This window comes from uncultured Marivirga sp., from assembly GCF_963974845.1.
GTDB classification, from domain to species: domain Bacteria; phylum Bacteroidota; class Bacteroidia; order Cytophagales; family Cyclobacteriaceae; genus Marivirga; species Marivirga harenae.
Genome location: NZ_CAXBEQ010000007.1, coordinates 105730 through 124312, shown reverse-complemented (window position 1 = coordinate 124312; position 18583 = coordinate 105730). Strand labels below are relative to the sequence as shown.

At 35.7% G+C, this 18583-nt stretch carries 15 protein-coding genes; 14 read left to right on the top strand and 1 reads right to left on the bottom strand.

Translation table 11 applies throughout. The features are described from left to right. Positions 1 to 122 precede the first annotated feature (122 nt). The 12 genes from AAC601_RS15385 (at position 123) to AAC601_RS15330 (ending at position 16162) form a co-directional block, all read left to right on the top strand. Complete coding sequence (locus AAC601_RS15385) at positions 123 to 1007, top strand: DUF1028 domain-containing protein (protein WP_340153817.1); 885 nt, start codon at positions 123 to 125, stop codon at positions 1005 to 1007. 30 nt (positions 1008 to 1037) lie between these two features. Beyond that, on the top strand, positions 1038 to 2234 hold the full coding sequence (locus AAC601_RS15380; protein ID WP_340153737.1) for a hypothetical protein: 1197 nt from the start codon (positions 1038 to 1040) through the stop codon (positions 2232 to 2234). A 193-nt stretch (positions 2235 to 2427) separates the two neighbouring features. Further along, on the top strand, positions 2428 to 3432 hold the full coding sequence (locus AAC601_RS15375) for a hypothetical protein (RefSeq protein ID WP_340153736.1): 1005 nt from the start codon (positions 2428 to 2430) through the stop codon (positions 3430 to 3432). A gap of 459 nt (positions 3433 to 3891) precedes the next feature. After that, entirely contained in the window at positions 3892 to 6027 is a 2136-nt protein-coding gene (locus AAC601_RS15370; RefSeq protein WP_340153735.1) for a prolyl oligopeptidase family serine peptidase, read from the top strand. A gap of 529 nt (positions 6028 to 6556) precedes the next feature. Next, complete coding sequence (locus AAC601_RS15365; RefSeq protein ID WP_340153734.1) at positions 6557 to 7468, top strand: YihY/virulence factor BrkB family protein; 912 nt, start codon at positions 6557 to 6559, stop codon at positions 7466 to 7468. 290 nt (positions 7469 to 7758) lie between these two features. Then, positions 7759 to 8331, top strand: coding sequence for a hypothetical protein (locus AAC601_RS15360; RefSeq protein WP_303270448.1), 573 nt, complete (start codon positions 7759 to 7761; stop codon positions 8329 to 8331). Positions 8332 to 8513: 182 nt separating this feature from the next. Then, a complete protein-coding gene (locus tag AAC601_RS15355) occupies positions 8514 to 8963 on the top strand; it encodes a KTSC domain-containing protein (RefSeq protein WP_303270447.1) in 450 nt (149 codons plus the stop codon). 79 nt (positions 8964 to 9042) lie between these two features. Further along, positions 9043 to 9519, top strand: coding sequence for a GNAT family N-acetyltransferase (locus AAC601_RS15350; RefSeq protein WP_303270446.1), 477 nt, complete (start codon positions 9043 to 9045; stop codon positions 9517 to 9519). A gap of 57 nt (positions 9520 to 9576) precedes the next feature. Beyond that, complete coding sequence (locus AAC601_RS15345; RefSeq protein ID WP_340153733.1) at positions 9577 to 10296, top strand: YdcF family protein; 720 nt, start codon at positions 9577 to 9579, stop codon at positions 10294 to 10296. 191 nt (positions 10297 to 10487) lie between these two features. Further along, positions 10488 to 11177: an alpha/beta fold hydrolase gene (locus AAC601_RS15340; RefSeq protein WP_303270444.1), complete on the top strand. Its 690-nt coding sequence runs from the start codon at positions 10488 to 10490 to the stop codon at positions 11175 to 11177. Between the two features lie 464 nt (positions 11178 to 11641). Continuing rightward, complete coding sequence (locus AAC601_RS15335) at positions 11642 to 13813, top strand: TonB-dependent receptor (protein WP_303270443.1); 2172 nt, start codon at positions 11642 to 11644, stop codon at positions 13811 to 13813. A gap of 189 nt (positions 13814 to 14002) precedes the next feature. Further along, a complete protein-coding gene (locus tag AAC601_RS15330; protein ID WP_340153732.1) occupies positions 14003 to 16162 on the top strand; it encodes a hypothetical protein in 2160 nt (719 codons plus the stop codon). A gap of 185 nt (positions 16163 to 16347) precedes the next feature. Here AAC601_RS15330 and AAC601_RS15325 read toward each other — a convergent pair whose 3' ends face one another. Next, positions 16348 to 16674 (bottom strand): helix-turn-helix domain-containing protein, encoded by a 327-nt coding sequence (locus AAC601_RS15325; protein ID WP_303270440.1) that lies wholly within the window; start codon positions 16672 to 16674, stop codon positions 16348 to 16350. A gap of 86 nt (positions 16675 to 16760) precedes the next feature. On the opposite strand from AAC601_RS15325, the gene AAC601_RS15320 reads away from it, so the two are divergent. Both AAC601_RS15320 and AAC601_RS15315 read left to right on the top strand, forming a co-directional pair. Continuing rightward, the gene (locus AAC601_RS15320) at positions 16761 to 17405 is read left to right on the top strand and encodes an NAD(P)H-binding protein (protein WP_303270439.1); all 645 of its coding nucleotides are present in this window, start codon (positions 16761 to 16763) and stop codon (positions 17403 to 17405) included. Positions 17406 to 17656: 251 nt separating this feature from the next. Continuing rightward, on the top strand, positions 17657 to 18535 hold the full coding sequence (locus AAC601_RS15315; RefSeq protein WP_303270438.1) for an NmrA family NAD(P)-binding protein: 879 nt from the start codon (positions 17657 to 17659) through the stop codon (positions 18533 to 18535). Positions 18536 to 18583 lie beyond the last annotated feature (48 nt).

Here is an 18583-nt window from a genome sequence, read left to right as displayed (position 1 = left end):
CTTTGAAAAACAAGTGACTTTGGTTGCTATCGCATTATTAAGGATGCAGTTCTGCTTTTTTCAGTTTCAATTCATTAGCTCAACTTAATAGACCAAACGATCCTCTTGCCCATACCTATTCTATTGTAGCAAGAGACGCCAAAACTGGTGAAATGGCCGTAGCCGTACAGAGCCATTGGTTCAGCGTTGGAACAGCTGTTTCCTGGGGAGAAGCCGGTGTGGGGGTTGTGGCCACACAATCTTTCACCAATAAATCATTTGGCTTAAGAGGCTTGGCCATGCTCAAAGCAGGATTAAGTCCTCAAGAAGCAATGGACAGTTTGTTGAACAATGACGATGGAAAAGCTTTCAGACAAGTCGCAATTTTAGATGTCAAAGGAAGAGTAGCCACACATACAGGAGCGAAATGTATAGACGAAGCAGGTCATGCCAATGGCGATAACTTTTCAGTACAAGCCAATATGATGCTGAACGAAACCGTGGTTCCTGCCATGGAAGTAGCTTGGAAAAAACACAGTGATTTGGCTTTGGCAGAGCGTATGGTCAAAGTATTGGATGCCGCACAAGCTCAGGGCGGAGATATCAGAGGAAAGCAATCTGCTGCACTTTTGGTGGTAAAAGCAGAAGCTTCAAATGAACCTTGGAATGATAGAGTATTGGATTTAAGAGTAGATGATCATCAAAATCCAGGTCTGGAATTAAACAGATTGGTGAAAGTTTATAGAGCCTATGAGCACATGAACCAAGGCGATTATTTTGTGGAAAAAGGAAAAATGCAAGAGGCCATGAATGAGTATAATGCAGCCATGGAAATGTTCCCGGAAAACCTTGAAATGCAATATTGGACGGCCATTACTTTGGCAAATGATGGGAAAATAGATCAGGCAGTAAAAATGCTTCAAAAGATTTATAAGCAAGACGCTAAATGGAGAGAGTTGACGAAAAGATTACCCAAGGTTGGCTTGTTGGAAGTGGAGGAGCAAGAATTAAAAAAATTATTGAAATAAAATTATATTCAACCCAAATTAAATCTCTTTATGAAATTAGCGAGTAGTATTATTATTTTATCAATTTTTAGTGTATTTCTTATTTCTTGTACAAACAATGAGAGTAAAGAAAAATCACAAGATGAAACAATCAAAATCAACTTAGACAAAGCCCAAACCTTAAAAGTAAGCGATCATTTTAAGTTGAAAGATGTCATTTATTTTTCTGATAGTTTGGTGGTGGATAATTTAATGAAAGTTTCCACTCATAATGATTATGTAGTGCTTCATTGTGGTTGGGGATTAGATTATCTTGTCATTAAAAATACGCTTACAGCTAAAGAGTTTATTATATCGGCTAAAGGAGAAGGGTCCAATCAATATCAAAAGCTAAATAATTTTTTCATTAATAAGAAAGGGCAGATTGAGCTGCTCGATGGACAGTCAGGAAAAATTTTAACCTATAATATGGAAGGTGAGTTACTTTCTGTATATCAAAATGAAAAATTACAACAAGTGACAAGCCTTCTTAGTATAGATGGAGAGCACTATTTCCTTTTCGGTGGCAATTTCTATGCTGGAAAGTCAGGTTATCAAATGCAAATTTGGAATAAAAATGAAGGAAAGGTAAAGTCCAGCTATATTCCTTTTGATGAGCAAAAGGCAGGATTTATGCTTTTTATAGAGCCGAGAAATTTCTCCAAGAATCCATCCAGTTTCTATCAGGTTTACAATCAGTACGTTTATGAATTGGGTGAAGATGCGGTTAAAGATTCTTTATATCTTGATTTTGGTCAAGATAACATTCCGGCCGAATTGTTTGAAAATTCTTATCAGGATGTTAGAGAATTTAGCCAAGATATGGCCAAAAGTGGATATGCCTACGGTCTAGGAAATTTTCTATTAGAAGAAAATCTACTATTTGCTTCAGTTAGGAAGAATGAGCAAAATTTTCATTTCTATACCAACACTAAAACAGGGGAATCAACTGTTTTTGATAAGATCAGTAATGATGTTTTCGGTTTGAAAACCGATGAAAAAATCGGCTACCAATATAGACCGGTAGCCATGGATGGTAACGATATTTATTTTATTGTAAGCTTAGAAGCACAAAATGAAAACTTTGGAAAAACGCTAGTTACAAATTCATCAAAAAGTGAGCTGAACCAAAGACTACTATCAAAAATTGAAAATTTTAAAGATGGAGATAATCTGGCGATTGTGAAGTGTGAGATTACTGGATTTTGAATTACACTTAAATCTTCGATCCGTTGTAAGTAAAATATTTTCCCTAGGCATTTTACTAGATCAATTTTTCACTTTTATAATTAAACCTTGATAATGTCGCAATAAACCGCTCGTTGCAGATGATCATTATTGTCTTTGGCATGAAACTTGATTTACTTTTATTCTAATAAGTTTATAACCTAAATAATAGAAAATGAGTGCTAAGTATACTTTATTCACAATTGCAATGTTTTGTTTTCTTTTCATGTTGATTTCATGCCAGGAGGAGAGGATAGGGGAAGGACCAGTGCAAGATAATGGTCCAGCCATAAATTTAGTTGATATTGAGTCCGGAATTTTTATTAAAAACGCTGAAATAAATGATGGAGACATTCCTCCATCGACTGAGAATTTTGATTTTGAGATTAGTGAATCCATTAGCGGTTTTTTAAACACTGGATTTAGAGTAGAATTAAATTTCGCCTTTGAGTCCGTCAATGGGATTCTTATTCAGTTAAAAGATTTAGACGGAAATAAAGTAGATAATCATTTCAACTTAGCTGTAGATAATCAATTGCACGTTATTATTGATGGTGTTTTTGAAGAGGTAGTAACTAAGGGGTCTTTTTGCTTTGATTTGGCAGTTTACAGCAATCAGGGTGTAAGTCAAAAAAAAGAAATATGTGTTGAAGTAAGAGATTGGGGAGGTACGAACTCTATTACCGGGAAATGGAAGTTAGACAAAGTATTTTTTAATATTGATGAGGAGATTCCAATTAATGATCTAGGTGAATGGGTAGATGTATCAATAGACTGTCAGGACGGAAATAGTTTAGAAACATCATATCAAATTCCTTTCGATGACTACTTCCTAGAATTTTCGGAAAATGGTGATTATCGTAACTCTTTCAAAAAGAAATATCAGATTGTTGATTCCGCTGCCTCACAAGAAGCTTGTGTGGAAAAGTATAAAGACTTTGAAGAGAATTTTGCCTATACAGGGAAATGGTCGCATGCAGGTAATAAGGGAGAGTTGGGTACTGTTGATTTTTCGTATATTGATTTAATAGATCCTAATAGAAATGTTCAATACGATTATGGATCTATTGGGATCATTGCCCCTTCGGCAGAAGTCATTGATGATGAATTAAGATTAACTTGGGATCAGGGCACGAATCACGAGCAAAGCTGGTTGTTCAAAAAAATAGAATCGTATTAAATTCATTGTGTAAGAATATAGAGCGCCAGTTCCAAAGCTGGCGTCTATTTAACATTCATGCTAAATGAATTAAGGTGCTTCGGGTTTGAAAAATGAGCTTGTTTGATTTCTATGGAGTTAAAAGTGCTTTGAGTGACCTTCGTACAATGAATAGCCTCAATATGTATCTACTAAAATACTGACTAGGTAAAATTCCTTTTTTGGAGTAGAGATATCGAGTAATTTTAAAAATTTTTCTTTTAAAATTTAAGCTAAACTCAAATGATGGACTCTTACTTTTCTTAAATACCAGATTAAAATTACAATTCATGATTTTTATTCTTACATATTAGGCCTGCTTTGTCTATAAAAAGGACCTTCCTATTTTAACCCACCATCCCCAACATCCACCGTTTTTATAAATCACATGCTTTTCTCCACAAAAGCCCTTATTTTAGGTGAAATTTTAATGGTATAACTATGAACAAAATATGGGCTTTTCCACTTGCTTTGGCATTCTTTGCATGCAATAGTGGTGAAAAAAATCAGAAAATGGAGATAAAAGATTATCCTGAAACAGCTAAAGTAGATACTGTGGATACTTATTTTGGTACAGATGTGCCTGATCCTTACCGTTGGCTGGAGGACGATCGCTCTGAGCAAACAGCAGAATGGGTAAAGGCACAAAATGAAGTCACTTTCGGCTATTTGAATAATATTCCATTCCGTGATAAAATTGAAGAGCGCTTAACTGAACTTTGGAATTATGCCAAGGAAAGTGCCCCAAGAAAGCATGGTGATTATTATTACACTTACAAAAATGATGGTTTGCAAAATCAATGGGTAGTTTACCGAAAAAAAGGCTTAGATGGTGCGGAAAGCGTATTCCTTGATCCCAATACCTTTTCTGAGGATGCTACCACTTCATTGGCAGGCACTTTTTTTACCAAAGATGGAAGCCTTTTGGCTTATTCCATTTCTGAAGGCGGTTCTGATTGGAGAAAAGTGATCGTCATGAATGCGGAAGATAAATCCATTGTGGAAGATACTATTCGCAATGTGAAATTTAGTGGTGTTTCATGGAAAGGAAATGAAGGTTTTTTCTACAGCAGTTATGACAAACCAGAAGGAAGTGAGCTTTCAGCTAAAACTCAGGAACATAAACTATATTATCACAAACTCAACACACCTCAATCTGAAGATGAATTGATATTTGGCGGAAGCGAAACCCCAAGACGCTATATTGGTGGATATGTCAGCGATGATGAAAAGTTCTTGTTTATTTCGGCCTCTGTAAGTACAAGTGGTAATGAATTATATGTAAAAGATTTATCAGATTGGAGTAATCCTATTGTGCCCATAGCAGAAGGTTTTGAGAGCGAACACTCAGTTTTGGATAATGATGGTGATAGATTACTGATTGAAACCAATTTAAATGCGCCCAACAAAAGATTGGTTGAGGTGGATGCCAATGATCCTTCTACCGAAAATTATAAAGATGTCATCCCAGAAACGGAAAATGTATTGAACGTCAGCACTGCAGGTGGTTACATTTTTGCCAATTATATGGTAGATGTAAAGACCGAAATCCATCAATTTGATTATGAAGGCAATAAAGTTCGTCAAGTGGAATTACCAGGCATTGGTTCTGCCGGTGGTTTTGGCGCTGAAAAAGATGATGAAAAACTATATTACAGCTTTACATCCTTCACTTATCCTTCAGCCATTTTTGAATATGATATTGAAAAAGGGACTTCTGAATTGTATTGGAAACCAGAAATAGATTTCAATTCAGAAGATTACGAAACCGAGCAAGTATTTTACGAAAGCAAGGATGGCACTAAAGTCCCAATGTTCATCACCTATAAAAAAGGAATGGAGAAAAATGGTAAAAACCCAACAGAGCTTTATGCTTATGGCGGATTTAATGTGAGTTTGCGTCCAAGCTTTAGTGTAGCTCGATTAGTATGGTTGGAAGAAGGTGGAATTTACGCACAACCCAACTTAAGAGGTGGTGGAGAATATGGAGAAGAATGGCACAAAGCCGGTACTAAAATGCAGAAGCAAAACGTGTTTGATGATTTCATTGCAGCTGCTGAGTATCTTATTGCCGAAGGCTATACTAGTTCTGATAAACTGGCCATTTCCGGTGGTTCTAATGGTGGTTTACTAGTAGGGGCTACTATGACGCAGCGACCGGATTTAATGCAAGTAGCCTTCCCGGCTGTAGGGGTAATGGATATGTTAAGATATCATACTTTTACGGCAGGCGCAGGCTGGGCTTATGACTATGGAACCTCAGAAGATAGCAAAGAAATGTTTGAGTACTTGAAAGGCTACTCTCCGGTTCACAATGTGAAAGCAGGCGTGAAATATCCAGCTACTATGGTTACCACAGCCGATCATGACGATAGGGTAGTGCCGGCTCATTCATTCAAATTTGCTGCGGAATTGCAGGAAAAACATGCCAGTGAAAGTCCTGTTTTAATTAGAATTGAAACCAATGCCGGACATGGAGCTGGAAAACCAACGGATAAAATAATAGATGGCATAGCGGATAAGTATTCTTTTGCCTGGTATAATATGGGGGTGGTTCCTATGGATGAGGAAATGTAGTTGAAATTGACTAGATTGCCAATTAGGAGACCTGAGAAAATACTTTTCAGGTCTTTTTTTTAAGTAGTCTGGTCCCGTGACATTTTTGTTACACCTATGGCATCACTTGAAAATTTCTACTATAAGTTAATGGTTGCTCTTAACTTTCAAAAAATCATTTTTTACTTGCTGTTCATTCAGATTACTTTCATCACAGATCAATTGTCATACTTCATTGAAATTCTTATTTTTTCAATTCCACCATGCTCTAGAAGTCTTGGACTGGCTAATACCTGTTTTTTTATCTTTAGGCCAGTTTGAAAGAATAGCAAACGAGTTGTAATTCATAAAGTCAAAAATGATTTGATTGGAGAGATTTGTAACTATTTATGAAAAATTCGGTTTTGGTAATATATTGTAACTGTTTTGATTTCGATATACATTTTCTCTAATGTCATTGTAAAACAGTTAGTTATCTCTTTTTGAGACCCTAAGTTTAATCAATAATAAAGATTAACGTTCAATAAAATTTTTCATTAAATAATTGTAAATGGGTATTAAAAATCTACAGACATTCTGGAAATTAATTAAAGAAACAGCTAAAAAGTGGATATCGAAAGAACCCTTTAGACAAGGCCCTATTATAGCTTATTATTCTATTTTTGCCCTCCCGGGTTTACTGGTAGTTTCTATAACTATTGCAGGCTACATTTTCGGGGATGAAGTAGTTAGTGGAGAACTGCACCGCCAAATCTCTGATGCCATCGGAGAAAATACAGCAGATTCTGTTCAAGCTTTGCTGAAAAGATCTCTGGAGACGGAAGATTCTACTTTTGCCAGTATTATTGGTTTTGGTACCATCTTGATAGGGGCTACTACTGTTTTTGCACAGTTGCAAAGGTCTTTTAATGAAATCTGGGAAGTGGAAGGCGATAAACAAAAGGCAGGTGTATGGCCATTCATCAGGACAAGATTATTTTCTTTTGGTGTTATCTTATCAATCGGATTTTTGTTGTTGGTTTTTTTACTCCTTTCCTCTTTATTGTCAGCTTTTGGAACTTGGATAGAACAATATTTCTCCGAGGCCTTACTTTTTATTGTTAAGATTTTAAACGTGCTGGTTTCGCTTGGGGTGATTACTTTACTATTTGCCCTTTTGCTAAAGGTGTTGCCAGACGCAAAAGTGCAATGGCGTACAGTGTGGATTGGGGCATTCATGACCGCATTACTCTTCGTTTTAGGCGAATTTGCTTTGGGATTCTATTTTGGTACAACTGATCCCGGATCGGGCTACGGGCCTGCCAGTTCAGTAGTATTGATTTTGTTATGGACTTCCTATTCTGCAATGATTGTCTTCTTTGGAGCGGAGTTCACTAAAGTGTATTCTGATTATCATTATGGGAAAATGGAGCCTGCGGATCATGCTAAAGCCAAAGACAAAGAAAGTAAAACTGAAGATTAACTGCTTTATGGATGATCAAAAATGACAGTAGGCTGCTTGTTTTCAATCAGCTTGATTTAGTGATAGATTTCAGGGCAAATCGTTTTCTCAACTTAATTAGGCCCAATGATTTTTCCAGTGCTAAAATGAATAAAATAACTATGTAGTGCTATTATATATATGTTATTTCTATACTTCATTTTGCTAAAGCAAATGAAACATTGCAGTTTTGCACCGCAAGTTGAAAACAAAACCCAAGAAGCACATGAAATCTATGATTTCATGTAGCCTTAAGAAATAAGAAAATACGCATGAGTTCAGAAAAATATGCCGTCATATGGAAGCATTTTAATCATAATTCTGAAATAGGGATTCGCTTAAATGCTCAGCAAGATTTCAGTCTGCCTTATTTCCTGACTGAAGAAGAAAAAATGAAATTTGATAATAAAGAACAGGTGAAACTGAATCCTTTTCATTTGGTGATGGGTCTACTGGTTGGCTATTTTGATAAACCGCCCGACATTGATACTGATTTTGCAAAGCAGAGGGCTTCCATCATTATTCAAGAGCACTTGGCTAGTTTCAAAACCACTTCACTTGAAAACCTTATCTTAGACTTATCGAATTTCTTGCGAGACAGCCACGGACAGAAAGTGAGCTTACAATCTTTAATGACAGGTGTAGAGCTGCTGCCCAAAAGCAGTGCCATAAAATATGATGCCTGCATAGATTTGATTAATTGCATAGATGATGATGAATTGGAAGATCGAATAGCGGCCATTCAACGGTTAAAATTGATCCTCAGTAAAATTGATCCTAAAAAAATCAATCAAGAGCTTGTTAACGATTATTTGAAAATGATTCAGATTGCAAATGAATTTTAAAAAATGTTTTTCAGTCTCCCCTAGCAGATGGTTCATCTCTCTTTTTCAATGCGATTGTACATCAAAAAGTACTGTTAATAATGCTGAGATAGAAAACTAGATTCTAGCGCTATATTTTTCATCAACAGCTATTTATGAACTATTATTAACTACCTTTGCGCTCCAATTGAGAAATTACCTATATGAAGCGTATTAACGAATACAAAAAATTATTTAATGTAGAAGGCCCAATCGACCTGAAGCAGTTAAAATCAACCTACAGAAATCTAGTAAAAGAATGGCATCCTGATAAATTTCAGGCTGGAGATCCTAAAGCAGAAGAAGCAGAAATCAAAAGTCAGCAGATTATTGACGGTTATCATTTCCTCATCAGTATATCTCCTGAAACAAAAGAAGCAAATCTAGCAGAATACACTAAAACCACTACTGAATCCAATATCCTAGATTTCAGACACAAAGGCTTACTGCTTGAAGTTTCCTTCTTAGATGGAAGTACTTATGAATATTTTGGAGTGAATAAGAATGTATATCAAAAGCTTTTGAATGCTGATAAACCCTATCGCTTTGCCAAGAGAAATATTTTTAACAGTTTCTTATACCGCAAATCGAAAAAAGCTATGGAGACGGCATAACTCCTTATTTAAATTGAAGATTGCTGATTTATTTACAGCATTCTTTGCGCCTTAGCGACTTAGCGGTTAATTTTAACCTATGAGCGTAACAATAAGAAAAGCAACCGAGAAAGATATCCCGAGAACTTTAGAATTAATCCAAGAGTTGGCAGTTTACGAACGTGAACCTGAGGCTGTTGTAGTAGATGTTGATGAGCTCATCAAAGATGGTTTTGGTGATAACCCAGCTTACGGTCTATTTGTGGCTGAAACTGAAAAAGAAATTGTAGGTATTGCCCTTTATTATTTTCGCTATTCTACTTGGAATGGGAAAGTGATGTACTTGGAAGATTTAGTGGTAACGGAGTCAGAAAGAGGAAATGGCTACGGCAGGAAATTGTTGAATGCTATATTGAAGGAAGCAGACGAACAAAACTGCCGACTTTGTACTTGGCAAGTACTAGACTGGAACGAACCATCGATTGAATTTTATAAAGCAATTGGCGCGGACTTAGATGAAGGATGGATAAACTGTACTGTGAAAAGAGATCAGTATAAAGGGATTTATAAAAGTTAATTGAATTAATTTTTATTGATGTTTTTCATCCTCTCCAAAACTATAAGTTATTTACTGATGCCGGCTACTCTAGTAGGTTTGGCATGGTTGGCATTTTTCATATTTAGGAAATGGAAATTCCGAAAATATTTAGCCATTTTAGGTTTTGCATTATTCCTTATTTTTACTAATGATTTCTTAGCTAACTCTTTTTTAAAAGCTTGGCAAACAGAACCTGCAGATTTGGAGCAGCTGAAAAGTGATGATTTCACTTACGGAGTTCTTTTAACAGGCATGACCAATACCCTGAAAGAACCTAAAGATCGAGTGTATTTCAATCAAAATGCTGATCGTCTTTTGCAATCCATGATGCTGTTTGAGCAAGGAATTATTGATACTTTGTACATTTCCGGTGGAGGTGCCACTGCTTTAAGGAAGGATTTACAAGAATCTAGAGTGTTATTATCCTATTTGAAGTCTGTAAAATTTCCGATTGATAAAGTAATAATTGAGGATGAATCAAGAAACACAGTAGAAAGTGCACGTTTTGCCAATGATTATTTAAGCAAGCAAAACAAAATCCTATTGATCACTAGTGCTTCCCATATGCCAAGAGCGATGGGTTGTTTTGAAAAGGAAGGTTATAAAATTCAGCCCTATTCTACAGTTTTTCTAACTAATGATGAAATGATCAATCCTTCTATGTTCTTACCATCAGATGATGCTCTCTTAAAATGGAATATTTTATTTAAAGAATGGATGGGCTACTCAGCTTATTGGCTGGCGGGGTATTTATAGATTGAAATATCTGGGATGTCCTATCGTGGTTTTTGAGATTGATAATCTCATTCTAGTTTTGATATTGATGGCTAAATAAGTCCAAATAGATGTTTAAATTGTGTTGGTGCAAATTTTTGTAAGATACTAGCTTTTGGTATAACGGTTGTAACTGTTAGAGCGATCAGCGCTATGATTAAAAAAGAATGATTATGCAGAAACAAAACCTAATACTTCTTCACGGTGCTTTGGGTAGCTCAAATTCTTTTGACAGCTTAGTCCCATTTTTATCAAAAGATTTCAATGTCCTTGTACCGGATTTGAAATGGCATGGAAGGCGGTCAACTTTAGATTCTAGTTTCAGTATGGAAAATTTAGTTGAAGATTTTGAAACCATCCTGGAAAAAGAAAATATTCCGTCTGCACATGTATTTGGTTTTAGCATGGGCGGATATGTTGCACTTTCCTTAGCATTGAAAAGGGGGCAGTTCTTCAAGAAAATAATTACCTTAGGCACCAAGTTAGATTGGAAACCCGAGCAAGCAGAAAAAGAGAGCAAAATGCTGAATCCTGAGAAAATTCAAGAGAAAGTCCCGCAATTTGCGCAGCATCTAAAAAATTCACATGGAAAAAATTGGATGAATCTTTGTAAGCAAACAGCTAATATGATGCTCGATTTAGGACATAACCCAATATTGACTACAGAAAATATTGCTGCTATCGATTTGCCTATTCGATTAGCACTTGGAGATCAAGACCACATGGTGAGTTTTGAGGAAACGATAGCTTTTTATAAGTCACTTTCGAAAGGTGAATTTCAGGTTTTTCCCAATTGCCCTCATCCAATTGAAAAAGTAAATCCTAAGTTATTAGCTGATTCGATTCTTCGATTTTTAGAATAAAGTTCAATAATATACAACTGACAATTAGTTCAAGTACTGGTATTTGAAATCCAATCGACTATCTTTGCAGGATGAAGGTGATCACTATTTTCCTATCAATTTTGATCCTAGGTTTATCTGCTGCACCCTGTTGTATAGATGAAGAGATCTGCCATGAGGAAGTTTCCTGTACAGATGATGCTACTCAGTCTTCAGAAAACGATAGTCCGGAGTTACCATGTTTACCTTTCTTTTCCTGTGGTTCTTGTACTGGGTTTAGCTTACTTAATTTAGAATTCTCAAATTTAAGTTCCCAATTCTATGAACAGCCTGACTTTAGTGCTAGCTACTTTCTGGGCGCACCACAAATATATAGCCCCTCTCTTCTAAAACCTCCCAAACAGATTTAGGAATTTTGCATTTAGTTTAACACTTCCTCCATTTGCAGGATGTGCAATAAATTACCATCTTAAATCTCAATTGAAATGTTAAAATATATATTATTATCACTGCTTTTTTTGAGCAGTCAAATTACTTATTCACAAAACTCTTTTAAAGCTGCTATTCTAGATGAAGAGACAGCTGAACCGATAGTAGGGGCCACAGTCTACTTTCCCAATCTTGATAAGGGAAAAATCACGGATGTAAATGGAACTGTCAATTTTACTGACATTCCAGATGGCAAGCATCAACTTCAAATTAGTTATGTAGGCTATGAAACCATCAAAAAGACATATTCATTTCCTATTTCGGATGATTTATTGCCTATAAAAATTTCAATGCATCATGACCATGAAGAAATGGAAGAGGTTACGGTTACCTCTACTAGAAGTAGTAGAACTATAGAAGATATTCCTACTAGAGTGGAGATGATTGCTGGCGAGGAGTTGGCTGAAAAAGGAAATATGAAACCAGGTGATATTAGAATGTTGCTGAATGAAAGTACGGGTATTCAAACCCAACAAACCTCTGCTACCAGCTACAATTCAAGTATTAGAATCCAAGGTTTGGATGGAAAGTACACTCAATTAATGCGTGATGGTATGCCTCTTTATTCTGGTTTTTCGGGTGGCTTAAGTCTCATGCAAATCGCACCGCTTGATTTGAAGCAAGTAGAGGTGATCAAGGGTTCTTCCTCCACTTTATATGGTGGTGGAGCCATTGCAGGATTAGTAAATCTAATCACGAAAAAGCCAAAAGAAGATCGAGAATTAAGTTTCATGTTTAACGGAACTTCAGCACTGGGTTTAGATGCAAGTACTTTCTATTCTAAAAGAAATGACAAAATCGGAACAACAATTTTTGCTTCCTATAATAAAGGAACGGCATACGATCCAGCAGATATTGGACTTACGGCTATTCCTAAATTTGATCGTTTTACTCTAAATCCTCGCTTATTTCTTTATTTCAATGAAGAAACAGAAATGAATGTTGGTGTAAATATCGTGACTGAAGATCGTTTAGGGGGTAATATGGATTACGTAAATGGAGAAAATGTAACCGATGCTTATTACGAAAATAATGAAACCGATAGGATTTCATCCCAGCTAAATTTCACTCATCAAACAGATGGAAATTCCCAAATAGAGGTTAAAAACAGTATTAATTTTTATGATAGAAGTATAGAAGTTCCGGATTTTACATTTTCCGGCAGGCAGATTTCTTCTTTTAGTGAGATCAATTATTCAACTTTTAATGAAGTTTCTGAATGGGTGGCTGGTGCCAATCTTTGGACAGACCAGTTTAATCAATTTGAAGGTTCACCTAATCAGGAGTTAGATTTTGAGAACAACACTGTGGGACTTTTTGCTCAAAATATCTGGAATATGGCAGACCTTTGGACCTTGGAAACAGGTTTCAGAATTGACTACCATAGCGAATACGGATTATTTCCCTTGCCTAAGCTGTCTTTAATGTTTGAGCCTCAACAGGAACTTACTTTAAGACTAGGAGGAGGTTTGGGCTATAAGACTCCTACCGTTTTTTCAGAAGATGCAGAGAAAAGGCAGTTCAGAAATATTCAGCCCATCAATACAAATTTGACTGATGCTGAGCGATCGCTGGGTGCTAATTTCGATATCAATTATAAGAAATCCGTTACAGATGAGCTGACGCTCTCTAGCAATGTCTTGTTTTTCTATACGCAAATTGAAAATCCACTGATGTTGAGAAATATTGGAACTACCTATGAATTTCAACAATTTGATGGCTATATAGATACCAAAGGAGCGGAAGTTAATATGAAATGGTCTTATCATGATTTCAAGCTCTTCCTAGGATATACTTATTCAGATGTAAATACGTATTCCAATGGCGACCAAAGCACCTTCCCCTTAGTAGCTAAGAATAGATTAAATAATGTATTGATGTATGAAAAGCATGGAAATTTTTGGATAGGCTTGGAAGCTTATTATTTCAGCCCTCAACAATTAAATGACGGTGAGATTGGGCAAGCGTATTGGATTACAGGTTTGATGACAGAAAAGACTATCGGAGAATATTTTTCTGTCTTTTTGAATTTCGAGAATTTTTTAGATACACGACAAACGGCATTTGATACGATTTATACTGGAAGTATAGATGATCCGGAATTCCGAGATATTTATGCTCCTGTTGATGGTTTCGTTATCAATGGAGGCTTGAAAATTAAGCTGTAATTTTTTTCACTGTAATTAATAACATAAGTACTTATGATGAGGTGCTTTTTCAATGGTAGTAGTGGATATTTTGAATTGTAAAACTAAGTTTATCAATTTTTATCGATTTCATTATTATTAATTAGTATATGTTTATGGTTAATAAATAAATTTAGCTTATTTCGCAACTGTATTTAACAGTTATTTTATATGAAAAAATTTATTTACCTATCAATTTTACTTGGATTAACCATTTTTACTTCCTGTGAAGAAGCACCACCTATTGAACCAGATGTCAATAACATTACAGTTATTAATGATGTGAAGGATTCTATGAAGATTGCTGAACAGTTGGCAATGTTAAATAAGGCAGGCGAGTTCTATAATGTAAACATGAAAATATTAGACGGAACCACTCCAATTGAAGGAGCAGCAGTGAAGCTTACGTCTTCATTAGATGGCGAACTAATTGAACTCACAGAAGTATCGGATGCATCAGGGAATGTTGTTTTTGATGAGGTCTCTGTTGGGGGTAATATTATAGAAGTCCAAAGAGAGGGATATTATTCTGCGTTAGGATTGATTGAATTCAAATTTGAAAGAGGTTACAATTATGAAATTATTGATGATATAGTAGCACCTATCACAAAAAACGAATCTGCAATAATACCTCTTTACAACAAAGGAAATGGAACCAATACAGCTAAGATTAAAGGGAAAGTTAGCATTGAAACGGACTTAACCAATAAAACAGCTGAAGCGGTGAAAAGCCAATTAATAAAAGCGGACTTTTCGGGGAATATTGTGAATGTAAGCGAAGGAATCAGATTTTCTGAATATTCATTAAATGTTGAAGGAGGTCTGGGGGAAGCAGTGACTAATGAGTTTGGAGAATATGAGCTTATAATCCCTACGGGAAATGAAGGAGTCTCTGTAGATTTAATGATTCCTCAATTGCGTTTGAAGCAGAAGCTGGCCTACTTTGATTCAGAGACTGATGAAGCTGTTTTAGATTCTGTTTTGACTACTTTTGGTTATAATGAGCAAGTGAGCAACGTTCCTTTTGTGAGTGGAATCAAAACACTAATTCCGGAGCCACCAGCACCAGGTAAAGGTTTTCAAGTGAATAATTTTACCAAGGCAGGCCGGGCATTATTTGCAGATGTACAAAATTATTATGATGAAATAGATGTTTCACCGAATAATCAGGAATTTGGTGAGGTTTTGTTTTCTTTTACAGCAGGATCAGGTTATAATGGTACTCCAGAAGTGGTAATAAGTGATCCAACTGGTGAAGGAGCGGAACTAGAAGCGAAAGCAGAATATGCAATACAATCGATCACAATAGACAGCAGTGGCCAATATACTCCTGGAAATTATGTTGATTATTACATCCGAGGCTACTATAATTCCAGTTGTTGTGTAGAATCTTTTGGTATTTATTCAAATGGTTTTGTTGTTGATGAAAGCGGAAAAATTACACAGCAACAATTAGATGAAAGTTTATCTTTTGTTTTTGAAAACAGGAGATGGTTTGGCGATAATTATTATTCGCTTTACAACGAGCAAAAAATCGATAGCATTACAATTACTTTTTCTCAATGGAATATAAATGCTCAGTCGGAAGCTACAGTTAACTTTAATTCAAAAATAACGGGTGTAGAAATTATTGAGCAGGGCCAGAATTATACCAATCCTACTATTAGTTTTGAAGGAGGTAATCCGGACGAAGCAGCTGCGTTTGAAATATTGGAATTTAGAACGCAATGGAACTTTGAATTAGACAACAGTGCAAATTCCTCTCCCTACACTGCTATACCAACTGTTATATTTGAGTACTTAAAAAATGATGTATATAATACAAGTAGTCGAATTGAATCAGAAGGTCAAGGCTATTTGACGGTTTCTGATATAATTGAATCGAATAATGGAGAAATTGCGTTTTCTGATAATAAGAACTATCGAACTCAATTTTATTCCGTTGCAACACCAGTGGCATATGTTACCGAACCTGTTCATGAAAAAGTGAATATAGACTTTATTGTTGATGATGGTACTATTGCAAGTAATTACTACGGCTACAATATAGGGAATGGCTATAGGGAGAAATTTTCCATAGAGATCGTCCCACAATTTGCGGAACTTCCAGGAGAAGGTGCTAATGTTCAAATTATTGGAGGGACTCAAAAAGGGGATGAATACCAATGGAGTGGAAATTTGATTCTTAACAATACTGGAGAAGGGTATCTGGAAAATGTTAACCGTGTCGGTCCAAGAAACTTTTCACTCTCTTATAATAGCAATGACCTATTTTTAAACTCCCAGGATGAGATTATTCTGGATATCGATTATGGTACTGGAAGACATTAATCAAATTACTACATGATTTACAAAAGGAGCCTCGGTGGCTCCTTTTTTTATTTTGTAGCAGAGTCAATAAAGGGAAGACCATTCCAGACAAAAGGATACTAGATTCGACTTCTTCTGCAAAACAGTTTGCAGATACCTCATCACATATTGTAATTGAAAATAAAAGTAACAGTAACAGAATATCCCTACTGGGCTAAATATTGTTCAGCAAATTCTTTCATATGCCCAATTAAGGGTAAAGCTAATTTACCTTTATCACTTAGTTTATACTCTACTTTGGGCGGGACTTCTCCATAATTGGTTCGAATTACTAATTCACTGTCCACTAAATTCTTCAATTCTTGAATCAGCATTTTTTCACTGATGTCAGGGATGTCTCGCTTCAATTTTGATAAACGCTTGGGTTCAGTAGCCAATTGAATAATAATTAAGAGCTTCCATTTCCCACCTACCAATTCTAGTGTTGTTCGAATCGGACATCTTGGTGTAACCTTAATCAAATCATTTTCCATACTTACAAAAAGGTGTGTATATGTAGTGGGAACAAGTACAAAATTAATAGGTATAATAGCAAGTAACTAAGACAAAAAAGTAAGTCATGAAGAAATTAGCAGTATTCGGAGCAAGTGGAAAGACAGGAGCACAATTTGTAAATCAAGCGCTGAAAGAAGGTTATTCAATAAAGGCGTTAGCTAGAAACCCTGGTAAGATCCAAGATCAATCTGCAAACTTAGAAGTCATTAAAGGAGATGTATTAAATGCTGAAGATGTAGCGAAAACCCTGTCTGGTACTGATATGGTCGTCAGTTTGTTTGGTCATGTGAAAGGATCGCCCGATGGTTTACAAACGCAAGGCACCAAAAATATCATAGGAGCTATGAAGGAATCGGGAATCAATCAAATCATTTCTTTGTCAGGAGGTGGGCTGCCTTTTCCTGAAAAAGATCAACCTAAATTTCCTGATAAAATGATTCGATTCATCATGAAAATTGCGGTACCTAAAATCTTAAATGATGCCAAAGACCATGCAGAATTATTGAAAAAAAGTGATAGAGACTGGATTATTGTACGAGGTCCAAGGTTGACTGATGATACTAAAAAGGAAGATTATAGAATCGGCTGGGTAGGGGTAGATGCTAGCACGAAAATTGGCAGAGCGGATTTGGCTGATTTTATTCTGCAGCTTTGTAAAGAAAAAGAATTTGAGAAATATGGCAAGCAAATGCCGTTTGTTAGTTATTGAAACTACTTACAAAAATTAAGCAACAGTATAAAAAAATGATTTTGGGCGATAGCTACTATGGATTATTCTGGTTTAATTTTAATAAGTTTTTACAGGAAAGCGAACGAAAATATTTCAATGATTTATTGTAATAGAAGTAATAGGATTTTCATCATAATTTTGACCAATTCAATTGATGATTTTTCTTAAATATACGTAAGCATTATAAGGGGATAAACGTCCAAAGTTTTTAAATATAGCAATTGGAAATTATGAGGATATTAATTACTGGTGCAACTGGAAATATTGGCAAAGCTACTATCGATGCTTTGTTAAGTCTCAAGATCGATGCTGAAGTTGTAGCTGGATTGAGGGATATTAAGAATGATGTCATGGCTTTTGAAAAACCCGAGTTCCTTGAATTTCAAGAATTTGATTTTGAAAAAGTTGATCAATTCAATAAATATCTTGAGGGTATTGATACTTTATTTTTGTTAAGGCCACCGCAAATATCGGACACTAAGAAGTATTTTCAACCCTTAATTGCTGAAGCAATCAAGTTGGGCTTAGAACATATCGTTTTTCTTTCGGTTCAAGGTGCTGATAAAAATAGCATCATTCCTCATTATAAAATCGAAAAAATGATAATGGATTCAGGGATTCCCTATACATTTCTGAGACCAGCTTATTTTATGCAAAATTTCACTACCACTTTAAGAAAAGACATAATTGAAAAGTCGGAGGTTTTTTTACCTGCTGGAAATGCAAAATTTACTGTGGTAGATGCAAAAGATATTGGCTTAGTGGCAGCTAAAATATTACTAAGCTCCGAAGATCATCAAAATGAAGCTTACGATTTGACAAATAACGAAAAGCTGACCTTTGGGGAAATGGTTCATCAAATCAACGAAATTACTGGCCAGAGCATCACCTTTAAGTCTCCGAATTTGGTCTCCTTCTTTATCAGAAAGAGTAAAGAGGGTGTACCTACCATGTTGATTTTAGTAATGATAATGTTACATTACTTCCCAAGATTCCAAGCTACTCCTGATACCAGTGATTCAGTTTTGAGAATTACAGGAAATGAGCCAGGAAGCTTTAAAAGGTTTGTTGTGCGGGAGCAAGAATTGCTAAGTCAAATTACTAAGTGAAAAAGGACCAGTAGTATTACTTCTTGAGTTTTAATTACATCAAAATAC